This is a genomic window from Sphingopyxis sp. OAS728, from assembly GCF_014873485.1.
Taxonomy (GTDB): Bacteria; Pseudomonadota; Alphaproteobacteria; order Sphingomonadales; family Sphingomonadaceae; genus Sphingopyxis.
In genome coordinates, this window is sequence record NZ_JADBDT010000001.1 from 4016165 (window position 1) to 4037106 (window position 20942).

Genomic DNA, 20942 nt, shown 5'->3' on the forward strand with positions numbered 1-20942 from the left:
AGACAAAGCGCGGCGTCAGGAGGCGTTAAGCGCTGCAGTGCCAAGAAAAAAACAAGATAGAAAAGAAACAAAGGTTCTCCCCAATGAATAGCATCCGCCTTTCCATTTCCGCACGCGCCGCCCTGCTCGCCGCAGGCGCCTCTTTCGCGCTGCCCGCAATGGCGGAAACGCCGATCGGTCCGCCGGCGACCGCCGCCGTCGCCGAACAGCCGGCAGAAGCTGCGCCCGCCGCGCCCGAAACGGTCGAGGATGCCTATGACGATTACGGCGAGGACGAGATCATCGTCACTGCGCCGCGGCTCGCGGGCCAGCTCGACACCGATATCAAGGCCGAGGCCGAGCTCGATGAGGCGGCGATCGCGAGCTACGGCGTGTCGAATGTTTCCGAACTGCTCGATGCGCTCGCCCCGCAGACGCGCTCGGGGCGCGGGCGCGGCGGCGGGCGGCCGATCATCCTGGTGAACGGCCGCCGCATCGGCGGCTTTGGCGAGGTGCGCAACCTGCCTCCCGAAGCGATCGCCAAGGTCGAGGTCTTCCCCGAGGAAGTTGCGCTACAATATGGCTATTCGGCCGACGAGCGTGTCGTCAACATGGTGCTCAAGCCCAATTTCCGCCAGATCGCGATCGAGGGCGAGGGCGGCATCCCGACGCAGGGCGGCCGCTTCCAGAGCGAGATCCAGCCAAGCTTCCTCGCGATCGGCGACAATGGCCGGCTCAACGTCAACGGGGGCTGGGAACATAAATCGATGCTGCTCGAGAGCGAGCGGGGTCTCGATTATGGCGGCGACGCGAACCAGGCGGCCGAGGCTCCTGCGCGCAGCCTGCTCGGCGCGTCGGACGAATATTCGATCGATGCGACGATCCAGCGCAGCCTGAACAAGGTCACCGACGCGTCGGTCAATGTGCGCTGGGACCAGACCGATACGCTGTCGCTGCTCGGTCCGGGGCTTGCGGGCGTGGGCGATCCGCTCGAACGCGACAGCCGCGCGCGTAACCTTACCACCACCGCAAGCATCAACGGGATGCTCGGCGACTGGCGCTGGTCGGTGACGGGCAATTATGCCGACGCCGATCAGCTTACCTTCACCGATCGGGTGATTACGCCGACCGGGGGCGGTGCCCGCTTTGAAACCACCGACCGCTTCGACAGCAGCCAGCAAACGTTCGGCGCCAACGCCAATCTGTCGGGAACGGTGACCGAGGGCTGGGCGGGGCCGATCCGCCTGTCGATGACGGGCAGCTATTCGGGGCTGCGCTTCGACAGCCGTTCGGATCGTCTGGGCGATATCGTCACGACCGATCTCGCGCGCGACCTGCCGAGCGTGTTCGGTTCGCTGACCGTGCCGCTGCTCGATCCCGAATATGAGGTCGGCAATATCGGCCGCGTCTCGCTGACGCTAAGCGGGCAGGTGGCGAATCCCAGTGACTTTGAATCGCTCAAAAGCTGGGGCGCGAACCTCAACTGGGGCGTGACCGACAATCTGTCGCTGATCGCGAGCTTCAACAATGACGAGGCGGCGCCCGGCATCCAGCAACTCGGCGCCGCGCCGCTGACGACCGACGGCGTGACCTATTACGACCTCCGGACCGGTCAGACGGTGCAAATATCGACGACGACGGGGGGTAACCCTTTCCTGCTCGCCGAACAGCGCCGCGACCTCAAGCTTGGTCTGAACTGGTCGCCGCCGATGATCGAGGGACTCAATCTTTCGATCAACTATAACAGCAACAAAAGCTATGACACCGCGAACAGCTTCCCCCTCCTGACCCCCGAGATTGAGGCCGCCTTCCCCGATCGCGTCACGCGCGATGCCAATGGCGTCCTGCTCGCGATCGACCAGCGGCCGGTCAATTTCGACCGGTCCGAAAATTCGCAAATCCGCTGGGGCCTCAACTTCGGCAAGAGCTTCGGCCAGCAGGAGCAACGCGGCCGCGGGCTCGGTGGTCCCGGCGGCGGCCGTCCCGAAGGCGCGGGTGCGCGCGAAGGCGGCGGACGCGGCGACGGTGCGGGCCGTCAACGCGGCGGCGGGGGCGGCGGTCCGCGCATGGGTGGCCGCGGCGGCGGCGGCCCCGGCGGCATGTTCGGCGGGCCACAGGGCGGCCGCTGGCAGGTGTCGCTCTACCACACGGTCAAGCTGACCGATAAAGTGTTGATCCGCCCCGGCGTCGCCGAACTCGACCTGCTGAACGGTTCGGCAACGGGCAGCGGCGGCGGTAGCAACCGTCACCTCTTCGAACTCGACGGCGGCCTGTTCAACAAGGGTATGGGTGTGCGGCTCAGCGCCAAATATGACAGCGGCAGCACGGTGACCGGCGGCACGGCGGGCGACCTGAAGTTCGGCGATCTCGCGACGTTCAACCTGCGTTTCTTCGTCGACCTGAACCAGAAGGCGAAGCTGACCGAAAAGCTGCCGTTCCTCAAGGGATCGCGCCTGCGCCTGTCGGTCGACAATGTCTTTGACGCACAGCGCAAGATCACCGACGCGAACGGTATCGTGCCGCTCAATTACCAGCCCGGCTATATCGACCCCTTGGGCCGCTATATCGAACTGGAGTGGCGCAAGACCTTCTAGGCGGCGACGCGCGCGCCCGCGACCGCGTCGCGTGGCGGTTCGGCCGGAACAAAGGTCAGCGCCTTGGCGAATTGCGCGGTGCAGCTTGCCCAGCTGTACCGCGCGCCGAGCGCTTCGGCGTCGGCACGGTCGCACGCGAGCGCCATGTCGATCGCGCGGCCGAGATTCTCGTCGAGCGCCCCCGCGCCATCGCGTACGATGTCGGCCGGGCCCGGTACCGGATAGGCGGCTACCGGCGTTCCGCAGCTCATCGCCTCGATGATGACGAGGCCGAAGGTGTCGGTGCGGCTGGGAAAGACAAAAACGTCGGCGCCCGAATAGGCTGAAGCCAGCGCCTCGCCGCCCAGCTTGCCGAGGAACAAGGCGTCGGGATATTGCGCCTTCAGTTCGGCGAGCGCGGGGCCCTCGCCGACGACGACTTTGGTGCCCGGCCGGTCGGTCGCGAGGAAGGCGCCGATATTCTTTTCGACCGCGACGCGGCCGACATAAAGCTGGATCGGCCGCGCGAGGCCCGCATAGGCCGGATGCGGCGCACGATCGGCGCGGAACAGCGCGTGATCGACGCCGCGTTCCCACATCATCGTTTGTGTCAGGCCCTGCTCGGCGAGCTCGCGCGCCAGGCTGCGCGTCGCGACCATGATGTGCCGCGCCGGGCGGTGGAACCAGCGGATGAAGCGCCACACGAACGCCGTCGAGACCGGCAGCCGGGCCGCGACATATTCGGGAAAGCGCGTGTGATAGGCGGTGGTGAAAGGGAATTTGTTGCGGATGCACCAGCGCCGCGCCGCCATGCCGAGCGGGCCTTCGGTCGAGATATGGATCGCCTGCGGACCAAAGGCGCGGATGTGCCGCCCCACCTTACGCCAGCCGGCAAAGGCAAGGCGGATTTCGGGATAGGAGGGGCAAGGGAGCGAACGGAACAGATCGGGCGAGATGACACCGACCTCATGCCCCGCCGCGCGCAATTCGGCGATCGTCGCCTGCAGCGTGCGGACGACGCCGTTGACCTGCGGCTCCCACGCGTCGGTGACGATCAATATCCTCATGCGGCCGGACCCTTATGCTGCGCGCGCCGGAGCGGGCAGTTTCAGCGGCGTCGGTGCGGAGCGGCTCGCGACTTCCTCGGCCCAGTGGAGGATTTCCATCGTGCCGTCGTGATGCTCGACCAGTGCGGTGCAGCCTTCGACCCAGTCGCCATCGTTATAATATTCGGTGCCCTCGATCTCGCGCATCTCGGCGCTGTGGATGTGACCGCAAACCACGCCGTCGACGCCGCGCGAGCGGGCGGCGTGGGCGACGACTTCTTCGTACCGGCCGATGAACTGGACCGCGTTCTTGACCTTGTGCTTGGCGACCATCGACAGCGACCAGTAAGGCAGGCCGAACGCGCTGCGGACGCGATTGACGACCACATTGCACTTCATCAGCGCGGTGTAAGCGGCGTCGCCGACGAAGGCGAGCCAGCGGTGCGCGAGCATGACCGCGTCGAACTCGTCGCCATGGACGACCAGCAATTTGCGGCCGTCGGCGGTTTCGTGGATCGCCTCGCGGCGGATCTCGACCCCGCCGAAATCGAAGCCGTCGAACGGCTTGCACATTTCGTCATGGTTGCCCGGGACATAGACGACGCGCGTGCCGCGCTTCGCGCGCTTGAGCACGCGCCAGACGACGTCATTATGCTCGGGCGGCCAGAAATGGCGTTTCTTCAATCGCCAGCCGTCGATGATATCGCCGACGAGGTACAGCGTCTCGCAATCGACATGGTCGAAGAAATCGATCAGCATCGCGGCGTTGCAGCCGCGTGTGCCGAGATGGATGTCGCTCACCCACACCGTACGATAGCTCCGCCGCTCGCCGATCAGCCGTTCGGGCACATGCGGGTCGGTGGTGAACGGGTCGGGAAAGCGGGCGGGGATGGGCAGGGTCGAAATCGATGCCATGTCACACTCCGAAGGCAGCCTTTGCTGCCCCCGGCGTAGACAGGAGATTTGTTACAGCGTGCGACTCAAAGTCGCGACAGTTTGAAGAAAGTTCAGCGGCAGCTTTGTGACGTTGCCTATTTGACACATATCCGTGTTAACCATGATCCAATCAGGTTCGTCGGATCACCAAGTTCCTGATTTCGCTCATATCCTCCATGGCAAAGCGGACGCCCTCGCGGCCTAGGCCACTGTCCTTCACCCCGCCATAGGGCATATTGTCGACGCGATAGGACGACACATCGTTCACGACGATCCCGCCGACGTCGAGATGATCCCACGCGTCGAGCACCTTGTGGATGTCGCGCGTGAAGATGCCCGCCTGCAGCCCGAATTTGCTGTCGTTGACCTCGGCGAGCGCGGCGTCCCAATCGGTGAATTTCGAGAGGATGACGACCGGGCCAAAAGCTTCCTCGCGCACGACGTCGGTATCGGTGCCGACATCCTCCAGCAGCGTGGCTTCGAGCATATTGTCTTCGCAGCCGCCGCCCGCCAGCAACGTTGCACCGGCGGCGACCGCATCGTCGATCCAGCCCTTCAGCCGCTGCGCCTCCTTGACCGAGATCATCGGGCCGATGAAGGTATCGCGCAGTTTCGGATCGCCCGATTTCAGCGTCTTCACCTTCGCGGTGAGCATGTCGCGGAAGCTGTCGTAGATATCTTCATGGATGATCACGCGCTGCACGTGGATGCAGCTTTGCCCCGACTGGTAATAGCCGCCGAAGACGATCCGCGCGAGGGCATGGTCGAGGTCGGCGTCCTTGTCGACGATCACCGCCGCATTGCCGCCGAGTTCGAGCACGACCTTCTTCTTGCCCGCCTTTGCCTTGAGATCCCAGCCGACCCCGGGCGAGCCGGTGAAGGACAAAAGCTTGAGCCGCTCGTCGGTGGTGAACAGATCGGCGCCCGCGCGCGTCGCGGGCAAGATGCTGAACGCGCCCGCTGGCAATATGTCGCATTCGGCGAGCACCTCGCCCATGATGATCGCGCCGAGCGGCGTCAGCGACGCGGGCTTCATCACGAACGGACAGCCCATCGCGATCGCCGGGGCGATCTTGTGCGCCGCGAGGTTGAGCGGGAAGTTGAACGGCGAGATGAAGCTGCACGGCCCGATCGGCACGCGCTTCCACATCCCCATGTAGCCCTTGGCGCGCGCCGAAACGTCGAGCGGCTGGACTTCGCCATAATTGCGCGTCGCTTCCTCGGACGCGATGCGGAAGGTGTCGATCAGGCGCGTGACTTCACCCTCGCTGTCGGCGATCGGCTTGCCCGCCTCGACGCACAAAGCATAAGCGAGTTCGGCGAACCGTTCCTGAAAGCGCGTTACGCAATGGCTGAGCACGTCGCGCTTCTCGAAGCTCGCGAGCTTCGCCATCGGCTCGGCGGCGCGGACGGCGCCGGCGATCGCCTCGTTGATCACGTCGGGGGTCGCGAGCGCGGTGCGAAACGCGACCTCGCCGGTGAACTTGTCGATCACCTCGAGGTCGGTGTTCGGCTGCACCGCCTTGTTGTTGAGATACAGCGGATAGACGTCTTTGAGTTTCATGCGGCCGGTCTCCGTATCCCGGCGAAAGCCGGGACCCAGTGCGGGATATAGGACCCCGGCTTTCGCCGGGGTAGGGATACCAAAGATTACAGCTCCTTCGACAATTTCTTGATGTCGATATTGAGGATCTGGTCATTCTCCGAATAATCGACTGGGCAGTCGATCAGGTGGACGCCCGGCGTATCGCGCGTATGCGCCAGCAGCTCTTTCAAATGAGCCGCGCTTTCGACGCGATGCCCGTGCGCGCCATAGCTTTCGGCATATTTCACGAAATCGGGGTTGCCATAGGTCAGCCCCCAATCCTTGAACCCCATATTCGCCTGTTTCCAGCGGATCATGCCATAGCTGTTGTCGTTGAGGATCAGCACGGTGATGTTGAGGCCGAGGCGGACGGCGGTCTCCATCTCCTGGCTGTTCATCATGAAGCCGCCGTCGCCGCAGATCGCCATGACCTTGCGCCCCGGATAGACCATCGCCGACATCATCGCGCTCGGGAGCCCCGCGCCCATCGTCGCCAGCGCATTGTCGAGCAGCACCGTGTTCGGTTTGTACGCCGTGTAGCCGCGTGCGAACCAAATCTTGTAGACGCCATTGTCGAGGCAGATGATCCCGTCGTCGGGCATCGCGTCGCGGATCGACTGGACGAGGTGCGGCGGGAAGATCGGGAAACGCTCGTCCTTCGCGAGCGGCGCGGTATGCTCGACCTCGGCCTTGCGATAGGCGAGCAGGTGATCGAATTTCCACCCGCCGTTCGGGACGATATCCTCCTTCATCTGCCACACGGCGTTGGCGATATCGCCGATCACCTCGATGTCGGGGAAATAGACCGGATCGACCTCTGCGGTCTTGCTCGACACATGGATCACCGTCGGGCCGCCGCGCTGCATGAAGAAGGGCGGTTTCTCGATGACATCATGCCCGAGGTTGACGATGCAGTCCGACGCCTCGACCGCGCGGTGGACGAAATCGCCCGATGACAGCGCGGCGCAGCCAAGGAATTTCGGGTGGCGCTCGTCGATCACGCCTTTGCCGAGCTGCGTCGTCAGGAAGGGAATGCCGGTCTTTTCGATGAACTGCAGCAGCATGCGGCCAGTCATCGTGCGGTTCGCGCCGGCGCCGATCACGAGCACGGGCGAAGTTGCTTCCTCGAGAGCCTTCACCGCCTCTCGGATCGATTTGACGTCGGCGGTCGGCCGGCGCGAGTGGCTGCGCTTCAGCGGCAGGCTGTCGGTATGCTCGTCGGCGATATCCTCGGGCAGCTCGATATGCACTGCGCCGGGCTTTTCCTCCTCGGCAAGACGAAATGCTTCGCGCACGCGGCTCGGGATATTGTCCGACGACGCCATCTGGTGGGTATATTTGGTGATCGGTCCCATCATCGCGACGACGTCGAGGATCTGGAAGCGACCCTGTTTCGATTTCTTGATCGGCTTTTGCCCGGTGATCATCATCATCGGCATGCCGCCCAATTGCGCATAGGCGGCAGCGGTGACGAAGTTGGTCGCGCCGGGCCCCAATGTCGCAAGGCACACGCCGGTCTTGCCGGTATGGCGGCCGTAAGTTGCGGCCATGAAGCCCGCGCCCTGCTCGTGGCGCGTCAGGATCAGCTTGATCTTGGTCGAGCGCGACAGGCTGTCGAGAAAGTCGAGATTCTCTTCGCCCGGAACGCCGAAAATATATTCGACGCCTTCTTCTTCCAGGCACTCGATGAACAGGTCGGATGCTTTTTTCATGCTACAGTCGCCCCCTCAGCCACGCACCCCAACGGTGCGGCCCCAAGTTATGCCGGCGACCCCTCAGCACAATGTCCGTTGCAGCGGCGCTCGTCACAGGCCGCGAGTCCCTGCTGCATCGGGAAGGGTTTGTAACGAGGGCGAAAGGGGTTGTCACCCTGCCGGCCCTTGCTTCACCCGGAAAGCCTGCTTTGATTTCATTCGACGAGATTTGTCACAATGCAAAGCGGGGCGGTTGCTCCAAAGGAGGATCGGCCAGGTGATTTAGGAGGCGGCGATCTTTCAGGAGCGTCCTAGCGTAACACGAACTTCTGCAGCTCTCGCATATCCTTCAAGACCGGGATATATTCTTGCATGAGACAGCCCCATCGAATCCAGTTCAGCCATCGCGACGCGGAAATCGCGCGTCGGTATCGTATACTTTGTGAGGGAGACTTCCCCTTGCTCAAACTGCGCCACATACTCATCCAGAGAGCTTACGGGATTTTTCAGGTATGTGAATTTACCAAACTGGTTCTTTATTCGGGGGTTCCAGACGGCTGGCACTTTTACAATCGGACAACCCGAAGACTCGCTCCACGCCGCATTTTTGCTGTCTAGAACCCATACAGCGACATATTTTTCGAGACTAATTCCCCGGCGAACGTGTCCGCTGAAAGCAAAGAACGCCGCGACGAACGGGCTTTCCGTCCAATCAAGTAATCTGGTCGGGAGACCGTGATGTTGCCCAAGGCCGAGCATCGCCATTTGATCATTCCGCAGTGAATCCGGCATCTCCTCCAATTCGCATTCGGCCGCAAACTCTTGGAGTAATTGATCGGCTACGACGTCTTTTTGGGCCCTTGCGCCGTCGAACCATCGATCAAAGGTCGTGCTGAGCCTCCATTCGTCAGACCCTTGCCCACGGAACAGATATTCTCCCTTCCGGAACAATCCGTCCGCGAAAAAATCTGTCACTATCTTGCCTCGAAACTCCGCCCAAGATCCGCAGCCAACTTGGGAGATATTTTTGGAGATTTCCCTTTCTCCTTGAAAGATCCCCATATCTTTTCCCCCTCTCCACTATTGAATGATTTGCGGATGTTAATGTTCGATAGGCAATTCACGAATAGCGACGGGCCCTAATCGACGTCGAACAGCCCCGCGAGTTGCTCGACCATCGTTCCGCCCAATTGCTCGGCGTCCATGATCGTGACGGCGCGGCTGTAATAGCGTGTCACGTCATGCCCGATGCCGATCGCGCACAGCTCGACCGGCGAGCGATTCTCGATCCATTCGATGACCTGTCGCAAATGCTGGTCGAGGTAGGCGCCATGGTTCACCGACAGCGTGCTGTCATCGACCGGCGCGCCGTCGGAGATGACCATCAGGATGCGGCGTTCCTCGGGCCGGTTGATGATGCGCTGGTGCGCCCACATCAGCGCCTCGCCGTCGATATTTTCCTTCAGCAGCCCTTCGCGCATCATCAGCCCGAGCGACTTGCGCGCGCGGCGATAGGGTTCGTCGGCGGGCTTGTAGATGATGTGGCGGAGGTCGTTGAGGCGGCCGGGATGCGCCGGGCGTCCCGCGGCGAGCCAATCCTCGCGGCTCTGCCCGCCTTTCCACGTCCGCGTCGTAAAGCCGAGGATCTCGGTCTTCACCCCGCAGCGCTCGAGCGTGCGCGCAAGAATGTCGGCGCTGATCGCGGCGATGCTGATCGGCCGCCCGCGCATCGAGCCGCTATTGTCGATGAGCAGCGTGACGACGGTGTCGCGGAAGTCGGTATCGCGCTCGACCTTGTAGCTGAGCGACTGGCCGGGCGAGACGATGACGCGCGCGAGCCGCGCCGCGTCGAGCTGGCCTTCTTCCTGGTCGAAATCCCAGGCGCGGTTCTGCTGCGCCATCAGGCGCCGCTGGAGCCGGTTCGCGAGCTTGGTCACCGCGCCCTGCAGATGCTGCATCTGCGTATCGAGATAGGCGCGCAGCCGGGTCAGCTCGTCGGCATCGCAAAGCTCGGTCGCGGCGATGATCTCGTCATGCTTTTCGGTGAAGCGCAGATAGTTGAAATCGGGAATGTCGCTCGGCAGGCGGTTGGGGCGTACGGGCAGCATGCCCTCGTCGCCTTCGCCGCCCATTTCGGGCTCGCCGTCGGCTTCCATTTCCTGCGCGTCAGGATCGCTGTCGCCGTCGTCGGCCTGATCGCCCGCCATCTCGGCGCGCGCATCGACCTGTGATTCACCCGCGCCGCCGTCTTCGCTTTCCTGTTCTTCCGGTGAGTCTTCGGCTTCGGTCTCGTCCTGATCGCCGCCGTCTTCGGCGCCTTCCTCCAGCGGCTCGTCGCTCTGGATGAGGTCGAGGTGACGGAGCGCGAGCTTCGCGGTTTCGGCAAAGGCGGCCTGATCGTCGAGCAGCATCGACATTGCGGTGAGGTCACCGCCGGCTTCGTTGGTGATCCATTCGCGCACCAGCGACAGGCCGGTTTCGGTCCCCTGCGGCGCGCGGTCGCCGGTCAGCGCCTCGCGCAGCATCAGCTCGAGCGCGCTCGAAATCGGCACATCCTCGCGGCCTTGCGCGCGGCTGATCGGGTCGCTGCGCATTCGCATCGCGAGACTGGCCGAAAGGTTGCTGCGCATGCCATCCATATGGCGCGCGCCCAGCGCCTCGATCCGCGCGCGCTCCATCGCGTCGAACGCCGCGGCGGCGAGCGGTTCGGCGGGGCGCGCCGCGGCGTGCAATTTCTCGCTGTGGTGCTTCATGCGCAAAGCATAGCTGTCCGCAAAGCCGCGTGCCTCGGCGACCTGATCGGCGGGCAGAGTTCGAGACGGCGTCGGTACCTTGATTGCCTTGCCGATCTGCGCGGGCGCGTCGGCGGTGAAACCGACCTCGACCTCAGCATCGCGCGTCACCGCGCGCGCGACGCTCGACAGCGCGGCCTTGAAATCGTCGAGGGGAGAGTGGGTGGACATTTCGAGTCGGCTCTAACCAGCTTTGGCGTGGGAAGGAAGAGGATGAGGAGGCGCATACAATAATCGTCACCCCGGACTTGATCCGGGGTCCATGGCTTCGTCGGCCGAATGGACCCCGGATCAAGTCCGGGGTGACGAAAGGAGGAGTAAGCGAGGCCCTAGCTAAGCTCGCTTGACCTCGCGCGGCCGGAAGAGCATCCGCGCCCTATGTCCTCCCCCACAATCTCCCCCATGAAAAAGCCCTGGATCGTCATCCTCTGCGCGGCGTTCATCGTCACGCTTGCAATGGGCGTCCGCCAGTCGTTCGGACTGTTCCTGCCACAGATGAGCGTCGATATCGGTATCAGCCGTTCCGACTTCGGCCTCGCGATGGCGCTCCAGAACCTGCTCTTCGGTCTCGTCCAGCCTTTCGTCGGCGCGCTTGCCGACAAGCATGGCGCGGGACGCGTCGTGCTCGGCGGGGCGCTGCTTTATGCGCTCGGGCTGATCGGCGCGGCGTTCGCGACCGACGCGATCGGGCTGCATATCAGTTTCGGCCTGTTGATCGGCATGGCGCAGTCGGCGACGACCTTCGTTGTCGTGCTCGGCGCCGTCGGCCGCGTCGTCAGTCCCGAAAAGCGCAGCAGCGCCTTCGGCATCGTCACCGCCGGCGGTTCGCTTGGGCAATTTCTCGTCGTGCCGCTGGCGTCGATGCTGCTCGGCAACATCGGTTATCACGAAACCTTGTGGATCATGGCAGGCCTCGTCGCGCTCTGCGGCCTGCTCGCGATCGGCGTTTCGGGCCGCACCGATACGCCGGGGACGCTGCAGGTCGAGGAACAGACCGCGCGGGAAGCGCTGCGCGAGGCCGCCGTCCACCGCGGTTACTGGCTGCTCAACGCCGGCTTCTTCGTCTGCGGCTTCCACATCGCCTTTATCGCGACGCATCTGCCAGCCTATCTCGACGACAAGGGGCTCGGCATCGAAATCGGCGCGCAAGTGCTCGCACTCGTCGGGCTGTTCAACATCCTCGGCTCATACGTCTTTGGCCGCGCGGGCGATTTCTTGCGTCAGAAATATGTGCTGTCGGCGCTCTACACCGCGCGCTCGGCGGTGATCGCGCTCTTCCTCTTCACGCCGCTCAGCCACGCGAGCGCACTGGCCTTCGCCGCCGCGATGGGCTTCCTTTGGCTCGGCACCGTGCCGCTCACCAGCGGCATCGTCGGGCGTGTCTTCGGCATCCGTTATTTGTCGATGCTCTACGGCATCGTTTTCCTTAGCCACCAGCTCGGCAGCTTCTTCGGCGCGTACACCGCAGGACTGATCTTCGACGCCACGGGCAGCTATAATATCGCCTGGGGCTTTTCGATCGCGCTCGGCCTGTTCGCCGGGCTCGTCCACCTGCCGATCGCCGACGCGCCGGTCAAACGGCTGCAATCCGCATGAGGATCGCGCGGCAGGACTGGGTGGCGCTCGCGCTGTTCGCTCTTGTCGCAGCGGGAGGTCTGTGGCTGTGGACCGGCGAGGGGCCGGTCGTATGGCTCACCAATTTCGCGATCATGTGCGGCTTTTAGGGCCTCACTGTGGTTCCTCAACCTCGGGGGTGCGGTGACAGATTGCATCGTCGCCGTCCTTGGGCACCGCGGGGTCGGGAAGAAGCCGGAACACATGCGCCCACTGCGTCGCGACGCGCTCGGGCCGCGTGCGCTTGTTCGCGACGACGTCGATGAAGTCTCGGCACGCGACCGCGCTGCGCAGGAAATTGCTGTGCCCGGTCGATCCGCGCGAGACGTCGGTCGTATCGACGACGGTGAGGCCCGGACGCGACGCGGGATAGCAACGTTCGGGTAGTCCCTTCGCCTTCAGATCGGCGGCCTCGAACGGATCGAAGCAATAGGGCGAACCCAATCGCGGATAGCCGTGGAGCGCGCGCGATGCAGCGAGCGCCTTGTCGGCGCGCGAGGTATAGACGGTGATCCGGCGGTTGTTGGCAACACGCCGCGCCGACAAGACCTCGTCCTCGATGTCGCGCTCGAACGTCTCGCGGTCGATGTCGGGCGAGGCGAGAATGATGTTCGAGATATTGCTGCTGTCGGCGTTGCTCGACGTACGGTCGACATAGGAGATTGCGGGGATCACTAGCCGCGCGCCGAGCGAGTGCGACACGATCACAATCTCCTTGACCCATGTCTGTTCGGCGAGTGTCTTCAGGAAATCGCGGAAGTTGCGCACGTCGTGATACATGTTCGTCTCGTCGACGACATAGCTCAGCACCTTGCCCTGCGACGGCCAGCTATATTCGATGATCGGTCCGTCGAAGTCCGTCATGCGCGCGATCTGCGCGGCGTCCTTCGAGGTGGTCGAGAAATTTTCTCGATAGCCGTGAATATAGAGCAGCACGCGGCCCTGCTTGCGGTCGGTTTCGGCTTGCAGCGCGCGCCACCAGTCGGAGGAGGTCTGAAAGGCGAGCGGCGCGAGTTGCTTCTTTTTCTTGCCGACGATCACCTCGCGCGGCGCGTTGAAACGGCCGTAGCGGACATGGTCGCCGCGATGGCGGAGCAGTTCGATTTCGGGCGTGCGGCAATCGGGCAGGCGGCTCGTCGCGAAGAAATAGGGCAGCGCCTCGCCATCGACCACCGCGCCCGGCTGCGCGGTGCAGCGCGGGTCGGCGACATAATCGGCGTGGCGGATCTTGCCATAATCGACCGCCGCGATGCTGCATCCGGTGAGCGGGACGATGGCCAGTGCAGCCAACAGGGCGTGCTTCATCTTTGAAAAACCTGAAACATCGTGCGACGCTGGCAGAGGAGAAGAGGCTTTGGAAGCCGAAAAGCGACCGTCCGAAGAGTGTTGATCGAATAATACACTTCGCCTATTCCTGTTGCTCGCTGTTTGCGCGGTGTGTCCACAGGGAGGGATTTATGACGGCTTTCGCTGCCTTGCTGCTGACGGTGGTCGCGCCCGCGGCCTACACGCCGCCGTTCGATCCGGGCCGGCTCAAGGACAATGTCGCGGGGACGCCCGGCGAGTTGCTCGTGCTCGGGACGCCGCACCTGTCGGGACTGCCCGATGGTTTCAAGCCCGAAAGCCTCGATCCATTGCTTGCGCGCCTTGCCACCTGGAAGCCCGCGATCATCACGATCGAAGGGCTTTCGGGAACCGATTGTGAGCTGCTGATCCGCTACAAGCCGCTTTATCCCGGCGCTGCCGACTATTGCTGGGACCCCAGCGCCGCGCAAAAGATCGTCGGGCTCGACATGGTCGCCGCGACGGTCGAAGCCGACAAGTTGCTCGGCGCCTGGCCGGGGAGCCCGGCGCCCGCCGATCGCCGCCGCCTTGCCGCGCTGTTCCTTGCGGGCGGCGAGCCCGCGTCGGCGCTCGTGCAATGGCTGCGGTTGCCCATCGGCGAACGGCGCGCCGGTGACAGCCTCGACCCGACGCTCGTCGCGGAGCTGGAAAAGCTGCGCACGCGCCGCAACGAAAATTTCCTGATCGGCGCGGCGCTGGCTGCGCGGCTCGGGCTCGAACGCGTCTATGCGACCGACGACCATAGCGCCGACGGCGTCACGGCTTCGCTCGACAAGGATCCGGGCTATGGCGCCACGCTCCAGCGGATATGGGACAATCCGGTCGTGAAGGAGCGCATCGCCGCCGAAAAGGCGATCGCGGCAAAGCTCGAGGACGAGGGCGTGCTCGCAATGTACCGCGCGTATAATGATCCCGCCATGATGCGACAGGCGTTCGACAGCGATTTCGGCGCCGCGCTCGCCGACACCAGTTCGCAGCAATATGGCCGCCGCTACACCGGCTGGTGGGAAACGCGAAACCTGCGCATGGTGGCTAATATCCGCGCCGCGATGGCGGTCCGTCCCGGCGCCCGCACGCTCGCGATCGTCGGCGCATCGCACAAGGGCTATTTCGAGGCTTACCTCAACATGATGCACGACATCCGGCTAGTGGATGCCGCGACCATCTTGAAGTGACGGCTTATTTGCCGATCACGCTTTCGGGCAGGTCTTCGCCGAACACGCGCTGATAATATTCGGCGACGATCATCCGCTCGGCCTCGTCGCATTTGTTGAGGAAGGAGAGGCGGAAGGCGAAGCCGATATTGTTGAAGATCGCGGTGTTCTGCGCCCAGCTGATCACCGTACGCGGCGACATCACGGTCGAGATATCGCCGTTGATGAAGCCCTGCCGCGTCAAATCGGCGACCTTGACCATATTGGCGACGGTCGTGTCGTCGGTGTTCGGCACCTTGGCGAGGATGATCGCGCTTTCGGTCGCGGCGGGCAGGTAGTTCAGCGTGACGACGATGTTCCAGCGGTCCATCTGGCCCTGGTTGATCTGCTGCGTGCCATGATAGAGCCCGCTCGTGTCGCCGAGCCCGACGGTGTTCGCCGTCGAGAAGAGGCGGAAATGCGGGTTCGGGCGGATCACGCGGTTCTGGTCGAGCAGGGTCAGCTTGCCCTCGGTCTCCAGCACGCGCTGGATCACGAACATCACGTCGGGGCGGCCCGCGTCATATTCGTCGAAGACGAGCGCGGTCGGGGTCTGCAGCGCCCAGGGGAGCAGGCCTTCGCGGAACTCGGTGACCTGCTGGCCGTCGCGCAGCACGATCGCGTCGCGGCCGACAAGGTCGATACGGCTGATATGCGCGTCGAGGTTGACGCGGATACACGGCCATTTGAGGCGTGCCGCAACCTGCTCGATATGCGTCGATTTGCCGGTGCCGTGATAGCCCTGCACCATCACGCGGCGGTTGTATTTGAAGCCGGCGAGGATCGCGAGCGTCGTGTCGCCGTCGAAGACATAGGCGGGGTCGAGGTCGGGAACGCGCTCGTCGGCCTCGCTGAAAGCCGGCACCTTCATGTCGATATCGACGCCGAAAACCTCGCGTGCATCGACCTCGACATCGGGCGCCGAAAGGAGCGTCGAGCCGTGGTGGTCGGGAAGGCTGTTCGGGATATCGGTCATGTCTCTTGTCCAGCGATATGGTCAGGGAGAGTCGCCGTCAGGCGGCGCTTCGCCGTCGCGGTATCGTCATGGGTTGCGGCTTGCAACGCCTTTTCAGAACAAACCAAGCGCCTTCATCACCGCCGACTGATCATAATAGGGACGTTCGCAGACGATCTTGTCGCCGCCCGCCGCAAATTCGAAGCTTGCGGCCATGCGGATGCGGAACGTTTTACCCGTCGGCTCGATCGTCCTGAGGCCGAGTTTCAGCGGCCCGAGATGCGTGCCGGTCAGCCAGAATTCGACAAGCACCGTGTTCGTGCCTTCGTCGGCGGCGATCGCGATGACCTCGTTCGCCTGATCGGGAAAGGGTTCGCGCGATGTCGCGAAATAGGATCGCACCGCCGCTTCGCCGTCGAAGATCGTGCCGGGGCCCATCAATTCGTAACGCGGATGGTCGAAGGTCGCGAGGACGCCGTCCCAGTCGTGCGTGATCTCGAGCGCCATATGGCGGCGCACCACTTCGATCCGTGCTTCGTTCAGGTCGGTCATCGTGCCTCTCCCTATGCGAACGCTTTGGTCTTTCTCAGCAGCTGATACGCCTCGACTACCTCACCCAGCCGTGCTTCGAAACTACGATCGCCGCCATTCCGGTCGGGATGATATTTGCGCACCAGTTCGCTATAGCGCCGGCGCAGCGCCGCACGGTCGGCGTCGGCGGGCAGCGCGAGCAATTGCATCGCGGCATGCTCCTCGCGCGACAGCCCGGGATTTTTCGCGTCGCGCCGCGCTTCGTCCATCCGCTGCCGGAAGCGCGCGCCCAGCGCGTCGATCGGGTCGCGGAAATCGGCCCAGCGCGGCGGCAGGTCGGCGCTACCCGCCGGGCGGAAGGTGCGGCTTTCGGTTTCCCAGCCAGCGGTCGGCGACTGCGCCTCCATGATCTGGTCGGCGGTCATGCCTTCGAAGAAATTATAGCCCGCGTTGAATTCGCGCACATGGTCGAGGCACAGCCAGCGATATTGCGGCGGGCCGTCGGGCGAGCGCGTCCACGCCAACGGCGCGCGAAATTCGCCGGGCTCGCGGCATCCGGACACCGCGCAGGCTTCGGTGCGGGGGACGCGGCCATGAAAACGGGAAGGGCGGGATGGAGACGGCACAATAGGCTTTCGGAATCGGGGAGGCTGACCTTTGGGAGGCCTTATAATTTGGCGACGAAGCGCTTATGGTCAACCCCATGAGCAGCAAAGGTCCCGCACAGCTAGAGATGGAAAGCCTGCTCAGCGCAGCCTTTCCCGACGCAAAATTCGTCCTGAACAACGACAGCGCCAGCCATCACGGCCATATGGGCGACGACGGCAGCGGCGAGTCGCATTTCAGCCTCACGATCGAATGGGCGGGCTTTGCCGAGATGAACCGCGTCGCGCGCCAGCGCGCGGTGAACAAGGCGCTTGGCGACATGCCGGGCCAGCGCGTCCACGCGCTCGCGATCAAGGCGACCGCACCGGGAGAATGACGATGCCGGACAAGGTGAACCTCGCCACCGCCTTTGCGAAAATTCCCGACGTGTGGAACCCGCGCGTCGCGGGCGACATCAACGATTTTCAGGTCAAGCTGGTCAAACTCGACGGCAAGTTCGACTGGCATCATCATGATATCGAGGACGAACTCTTCCTCGTCGTCGCGGGTCGGATGAAGATGGCGTTTCGCGACCGCGACGTGATTGTCGAACCCGGCGAATTCATCATCGTGCCGCACGGTACCGAACATTGTCCCGAGGCGCTGGACGGTGAATGCCATGTGTTGCTGCTCGAACCCAATTCGACACGGAACACCGGCAATGTCGAAACCGAAAAAACACGCAAAGCATTGGAAAGGCTCGATTGATGTTCGACATCATCACCCCCTCGACCCACGATCTCGGCGCCTTCGAAGTGCGCCGCACCCTGCCGAACAAGGCGCGCACGATGGTCGGCCCCTTCATCTTCGTCGACCAGTTCGGCCCCGCGCATTTCGACATCGGCCGCGGCATGGACGTGCGCCCGCACCCGCATATCAACCTCGCGACGGTGACCTATTTGTTCGAGGGCGCGATCGACCATCGCGACAGCCTCGGCACCTTCGCGACGATCCGCCCCGGCGCGTGCAACCTGATGACCGCGGGCAGCGGCATCGTCCATTCGGAGCGCACCCCGGCCGCCGAACGCGCGACCGGATCGGGCATTTCGGGGATGCAGACCTGGCTCGCCTTGCCCGACGGCAAGGAGGAGATCGACGCGGCGTTCGAACATGTCGCGAAGGACGATCTGCCGTTGATCGAGGATAATGGCGTGTCGGCGCGCGTCATCATGGGCAGCCTGTGGGGCGCGACCGCGCCGATCACCCAGCATGCCGCAACGATCTATGCCGATATCCTGATGAACGCTGGGGCGACGATGCCGATCGATGCCGAGGCCGACGAGCGCGCGGTGCTCGTCGCGCTCGGCGATGCGAGCCTCGATGGCGAGCGGCTCGAACGCTACAGCCTCTACATATTGAAACCCGGGCAGGCGATGACGCTCCGCGCCGAAAGCGATGCGCGCGTGATGCTACTCGGCGGCGAGGCGTTCAAGACGCCGCGCCATGTCTGGTGGAATTTCGTGAGCTCGAGCCGCGATCGCATCAACCAGGCGAAGCATGACTGGAAGGAACGCAAATTCCCGCTCGTCCCCGGCGACAGCGAGGAATTCATCCCGATCCCCGAGGTGCCGAAAACGGTCAGCTATCCGTGAGCCTGCTGCTCGCGCTGGCGCTCGCGGCGGCCCCAGAACCGGTCTTCCACTGCAGCTTTGGCGCGAAGCAACTCACGGTGACGCAAGAGGGCGACGCGCTCGTCTATCGTTACGGTACGAAAGACAAGGCCGAACTCCGCATCGTCGCCGATGCCGCGAGCCGGCGCGTCTTTTATAACCGGCGGCTCTATCCGCGCGCCGAGGACCAGACGCTGCGCTTCGTCAGCGGCGACTATAGCTATATCGTCTATGCCCATTGGTCTGCGCCGAGCATGGGCATGACCGAGGAGGGCAGCACGCCCGAACGCTATTATGGCGGGCTCCATGTGTGGCGCGGCGAGACCGAGCTGTCGTCGCGCCGTTGCATCAGCGGCGGCGACATGCGCGAATGGCCGATCTTCAAGACGTTGCCGCAGGACGACGAGAATCTGACGCCCGAAGAATAGCGACCCGCCATTTGTTGCAGCTTGCCAGCCGCAGCGATCGCCGCCAGATTGGTTTCGAAAAGAAACCAAAGGAGCGGAATGGATGATCGGCGATTTCGAACAACAGCGCGTGAAGCTTGCGACCGGGGTCGAACTCGACGTCGTCGACATGGGCCCGCGCGACGCGCCGGTCCTCATCTTCCTCCACGGCTTTCCCGAATCGCACCGTACCTGGCGCTATCAGCTGCCGCATTTCTCTGACCGTTTTCGCTGCATCGCGCCCGACCAGCGCGGCTATCGTGGCTCGTCGAAGCCGCAGGATGCCGAATCCTACACCCCCGACAAGCTGATCGCAGACATCTTCGCGCTCGCCGATGCGCTGGGTGTCGGTGAGTTCACCGTCGTCGGCCACGATTGGGGCGGCGCCATCGCTTGGGGCGTCGCGCTCGGCGGCCAGCCGGGCGGGCTGCACCCAGCGTGGGCGGGCCGCGTGACCCGCGCCGTTATCGCCAACGCGCCGCATCCCGGCATCTTCCAGCATTTGCTCGCAACGAACGCAGATCAGCGCGCGGCGAGCCAATATATCCGTACCTTCCGCGACCCGGCGAGCGATGCGATCATCAAGGAGCATGGCATCGCCGGCATCCTCGCCCACGCCTTCGAAGGACGCGTACCGAGTGGTGGCGTCCAGCCGCCTGACGAGATCGCTCGTCTGCTCAAGGATTGGGAGGACCGCGACACCTGCCGCGCGATGATCAACTGGTATCGCGGTTCGCCCGCCCTGGTCCCAGCGATGGATGAGCCCTATGCCGACTCGCCTGCGCCGCCCTTCCCGAAACTGACCATCCCGACGCTTGTCATCTGGGCGCTCGACGATGTCGCACTGCCACCGTGCAATCTCGATGGCATGGAGCAACTGGTGCCAGATGTGACGATCGTCCACGTCCCCGACTGCGGCCATTTCGTCCCATGGGACGCGCCCGATGCGGTCAATCGGGCGATGGACGAATTCCTCGCCGGAAAATAACCAAGGTCATCGTTTCGCATAAGAAAAAGTGGCGGGCGGCGATTATGCCGCCCGCCGTCGGGGGGGTCTGTTCATGCATGTCTGGGGCATGCGTATTCAGTCTCGCCCACGCCCTATTTGTCTCGGCTGCGACTAGGGCCGAGGACTTTGGGTGGGGCGATTTAACCATATTATTGCGCAATATAGCAGGCTTTCACATTTTCCCATTCTTGCCATACTCACGCAATGGAAGTGGGAGGACTCTGCGTCGCCTCGATCGTTGACCGGATCGATGGCCCGTCGGACTGGACGATCGAACGCGATGTCCATGTGCTGATCCTGTACGAGGCGGGAAGCTATCATTGGCTCGAAACATGGCTGGGCGATCAGCGGACATCGCTCGGCGATCCACTGCCCGGCGAAATGTGGTTGATCCCCGCCGGCCATATTTATCGCGGTATGGCAAAGGGCGGCGCGGTACGAACGATCGAGGTCGAGATTCCCGAATCTAGGCTGACCATCGCTCCCGACACGCGTGCGCTCGCGGCGCATCATGACCTGGCGCTGGCAGCGCTTGTGCGGAGCTTGCTCGCCGGCGACGCGGCCGCCGCCGACCCATTGGTCACGATCCTCGCCAAGACGCTCGAGGATATGATCGCCCGCCCGGAATCGCCCGCGATCACCCAGCGCATCAACGACCTGATGGTCTATATCCAAACCCAGCTCGAGGTGCCGCTGACCGTCGAGGATATGGCGGCCGAGGCGGGTATGTCGGTGAACAGCCTGATCGTCCATTTCGCGCGCGCCACCGGGCGCACTCCGGCGCAATATGTGCTCCGCCAGCGGCTGCGTCACGCCTGCTGGTTCCTGATGAACCGCCCGCTGTCGATCGCCGAGATCGCCTTTGCGACCGGCTTTTCCAGCCACGCGCATCTCTGCGCGATTTTTCGCCGCAAGATCGGCATGTCGCCGGGCGAGTGGCGCCGCCGCCATCGATCGGATATTCTGCCAGCCGAAGGGGAGGAATAGGGG

At 63.6% G+C, this 20942-nt stretch carries 20 protein-coding genes; 10 read left to right on the forward strand and 10 right to left on the reverse strand.

The window, feature by feature from the left end; translation table 11 throughout:
• The first annotated feature begins 83 nt into the window (after window positions 1-83).
• Window positions 84-2573 (forward strand): ABC transporter ATP-binding protein, encoded by a 2490-nt coding sequence (locus tag GGC65_RS18925; RefSeq protein WP_192648575.1) that lies wholly within the window; start codon window positions 84-86, stop codon window positions 2571-2573.
• Here GGC65_RS18925 and GGC65_RS18930 read toward each other — a convergent pair.
• The 6 genes from GGC65_RS18930 to cobT all read right to left on the reverse strand — a co-directional run bounded on the left by GGC65_RS18930 (window position 2570) and on the right by cobT (window position 10776).
• Window positions 2570-3619 (reverse strand): glycosyltransferase family 4 protein, encoded by a 1050-nt coding sequence (locus GGC65_RS18930; RefSeq protein ID WP_192648576.1) that lies wholly within the window; start codon window positions 3617-3619, stop codon window positions 2570-2572. The genes GGC65_RS18925 and GGC65_RS18930 overlap by 4 nt on opposite strands.
• Before the next feature lie 12 nt (window positions 3620-3631).
• Window positions 3632-4513 (reverse strand): UDP-2,3-diacylglucosamine diphosphatase, encoded by an 882-nt coding sequence (locus tag GGC65_RS18935; protein WP_192648577.1) that lies wholly within the window; start codon window positions 4511-4513, stop codon window positions 3632-3634.
• A gap of 151 nt (window positions 4514-4664) precedes the next feature.
• Window positions 4665-6098, reverse strand: a complete 1434-nt coding sequence (locus GGC65_RS18940) for an aldehyde dehydrogenase family protein (RefSeq protein WP_192648578.1) — start codon at window positions 6096-6098, stop codon at window positions 4665-4667.
• A gap of 86 nt (window positions 6099-6184) precedes the next feature.
• On the reverse strand, window positions 6185-7831 hold the full coding sequence (locus GGC65_RS18945; protein ID WP_192648579.1) for an acetolactate synthase large subunit: 1647 nt from the start codon (window positions 7829-7831) through the stop codon (window positions 6185-6187).
• A gap of 282 nt (window positions 7832-8113) precedes the next feature.
• On the reverse strand, window positions 8114-8875 hold the full coding sequence (locus tag GGC65_RS18950; RefSeq protein ID WP_192648580.1) for an FRG domain-containing protein: 762 nt from the start codon (window positions 8873-8875) through the stop codon (window positions 8114-8116).
• 77 nt (window positions 8876-8952) lie between these two features.
• Window positions 8953-10776 (reverse strand): cobaltochelatase subunit CobT, encoded by a 1824-nt coding sequence (gene cobT / locus GGC65_RS18955; RefSeq protein ID WP_192648581.1) that lies wholly within the window; start codon window positions 10774-10776, stop codon window positions 8953-8955.
• A 231-nt stretch (window positions 10777-11007) separates the two neighbouring features.
• Here cobT and GGC65_RS18960 point away from each other — a divergent pair, with 231 nt between their 5' ends.
• Both GGC65_RS18960 and GGC65_RS23600 read left to right on the forward strand, forming a co-directional pair.
• Window positions 11008-12201: an MFS transporter gene (locus GGC65_RS18960; protein WP_225940909.1), complete on the forward strand. Its 1194-nt coding sequence runs from the start codon at window positions 11008-11010 to the stop codon at window positions 12199-12201.
• Entirely contained in the window at window positions 12198-12329 is a 132-nt protein-coding gene (locus GGC65_RS23600; RefSeq protein ID WP_264081030.1) for a hypothetical protein, read from the forward strand. Before GGC65_RS18960 ends, GGC65_RS23600 begins: the two co-directional genes overlap by 4 nt.
• A gap of 4 nt (window positions 12330-12333) precedes the next feature.
• Here the strand turns inward: GGC65_RS23600 and GGC65_RS18965 are convergent, their stop codons facing one another.
• On the reverse strand, window positions 12334-13524 hold the full coding sequence (locus GGC65_RS18965) for an alpha/beta hydrolase (RefSeq protein ID WP_192648583.1): 1191 nt from the start codon (window positions 13522-13524) through the stop codon (window positions 12334-12336).
• 152 nt (window positions 13525-13676) lie between these two features.
• On the opposite strand from GGC65_RS18965, the gene GGC65_RS18970 reads away from it, so the two are divergent.
• Window positions 13677-14738 carry a DUF5694 domain-containing protein gene (locus tag GGC65_RS18970; protein WP_192648584.1) on the forward strand — a complete coding sequence of 354 codons (1062 nt, stop codon included), beginning with the start codon at window positions 13677-13679 and terminating at the stop codon, window positions 14736-14738.
• Between the two features lie 4 nt (window positions 14739-14742).
• Here the strand turns inward: GGC65_RS18970 and cobS are convergent, their stop codons facing one another.
• The 3 genes from cobS to GGC65_RS18985 form a co-directional block, all read right to left on the reverse strand.
• Complete coding sequence (gene cobS, locus GGC65_RS18975; protein WP_192648585.1) at window positions 14743-15732, reverse strand: cobaltochelatase subunit CobS; 990 nt, start codon at window positions 15730-15732, stop codon at window positions 14743-14745.
• 93 nt (window positions 15733-15825) lie between these two features.
• On the reverse strand, window positions 15826-16263 hold the full coding sequence (locus tag GGC65_RS18980) for an ester cyclase (protein ID WP_192648586.1): 438 nt from the start codon (window positions 16261-16263) through the stop codon (window positions 15826-15828).
• A gap of 11 nt (window positions 16264-16274) precedes the next feature.
• A complete protein-coding gene (locus tag GGC65_RS18985; RefSeq protein WP_192648587.1) occupies window positions 16275-16868 on the reverse strand; it encodes a J domain-containing protein in 594 nt (197 codons plus the stop codon).
• Window positions 16869-16945: 77 nt separating this feature from the next.
• Between GGC65_RS18985 and GGC65_RS18990 the strand changes: the two genes are divergently transcribed.
• The 6 genes from GGC65_RS18990 (at window position 16946) to GGC65_RS19015 (ending at window position 20939) form a co-directional block, all read left to right on the forward strand.
• Complete coding sequence (locus GGC65_RS18990) at window positions 16946-17224, forward strand: BolA family protein (RefSeq protein ID WP_225940911.1); 279 nt, start codon at window positions 16946-16948, stop codon at window positions 17222-17224.
• Window positions 17221-17595 carry a cupin domain-containing protein gene (locus tag GGC65_RS18995; RefSeq protein WP_192648589.1) on the forward strand — a complete coding sequence of 125 codons (375 nt, stop codon included), beginning with the start codon at window positions 17221-17223 and terminating at the stop codon, window positions 17593-17595. The genes GGC65_RS18990 and GGC65_RS18995 overlap by 4 nt, the downstream gene beginning before the upstream one ends.
• Window positions 17595-18479, forward strand: coding sequence for a pirin family protein (locus GGC65_RS19000; RefSeq protein WP_192648590.1), 885 nt, complete (start codon window positions 17595-17597; stop codon window positions 18477-18479). The genes GGC65_RS18995 and GGC65_RS19000 overlap by 1 nt, the downstream gene beginning before the upstream one ends.
• The gene (locus GGC65_RS19005; protein ID WP_192648591.1) at window positions 18476-18925 is read left to right on the forward strand and encodes a hypothetical protein; all 450 of its coding nucleotides are present in this window, start codon (window positions 18476-18478) and stop codon (window positions 18923-18925) included. Before GGC65_RS19000 ends, GGC65_RS19005 begins: the two co-directional genes overlap by 4 nt.
• Before the next feature lie 82 nt (window positions 18926-19007).
• Complete coding sequence (locus GGC65_RS19010; protein ID WP_192648592.1) at window positions 19008-19931, forward strand: alpha/beta fold hydrolase; 924 nt, start codon at window positions 19008-19010, stop codon at window positions 19929-19931.
• A 225-nt stretch (window positions 19932-20156) separates the two neighbouring features.
• Window positions 20157-20939 carry a helix-turn-helix domain-containing protein gene (locus tag GGC65_RS19015; protein WP_192648593.1) on the forward strand — a complete coding sequence of 261 codons (783 nt, stop codon included), beginning with the start codon at window positions 20157-20159 and terminating at the stop codon, window positions 20937-20939.
• The last annotated feature ends 3 nt before the right edge of the window (window positions 20940-20942 follow it).